The following is a 751-nucleotide window of genomic DNA, read 5'->3' on the forward strand; positions in this document are numbered from 1 at the left end:
GTTCTCCCCGCCGGCTGCTCAAGGTGATCGAGATCGGGATCGGGAGGATCGGTGCGGCTGTTCGTAGGGGATGACTGGGCTGAGGACCATCACGACGTGGAGGTGATGGACGGCTCCGGGCGCCGGTTGGCCAAGGCCCGGCTGCCCGAAGGCGTCACGGGAATGGCCCGGCTGCACGCGATGATCGGCGAGCTGGCCGCCGACGACGCCGATGAGGTCGAGGTGCTGGTCGGGATCGAGACCGACCGAGGCCCGTGGGTCCGGGCGCTGGTCGCTGCCGGATACACGGTGCTGGCGGTCAACCCGCTGCAGGCCGCGCGGTTCCGTGACCGGCTCGGGGTCTCGGGCGCGAAAAGCGACGCCGGTGATGCCCATGTGCTGGCCGACATGGTCCGCACCCACAGCCACGAGCTGCGGCCGGTCGCCGGGGACAGCCCCGCAGTCGAGGCGGTCAAGGTCGTGGCCCGTACTCACAAAACCCTGATCTGGGAACGCACCCGCCATACCCAGCGGCTGCGGCACGCCCTGCGGGACTACTTCCCCGCCGCGCTGGACGCGTTCACCGACCTCGATGCCGCCGACACCCTGGAACTGCTCGGCAAGGCACCCACCCCGGCCCGGGCCGCCCGGCTGACGATCGCCCAGATCAGCGCCGCGTTGACACGCGCGCGGCGCCGCAACATCGCCGGGAAGGCGGCGGTGATCCAGGCCGCTCTGCGCGCCGAGCACCTTGCCCAGCCTGATGTCGTGG

Annotated in this window: 1 protein-coding gene; it reads left to right on the plus strand. The window is 71.4% G+C overall.

Annotated elements, in window-relative coordinates:
- Positions 1-105: 105 nt before the first annotated feature.
- Positions 106-751, plus strand: a 646-nt coding sequence (locus tag ACLJQZ_RS48575) for an IS110 family transposase (protein ID WP_410628517.1), incomplete at its 3' end; no start/stop codon positions are given.

Source organism: Amycolatopsis sp. cmx-8-4 (assembly GCF_046548675.1).
In the GTDB taxonomy this organism is placed as follows: Bacteria; Actinomycetota; Actinomycetes; order Mycobacteriales; family Pseudonocardiaceae; genus Amycolatopsis.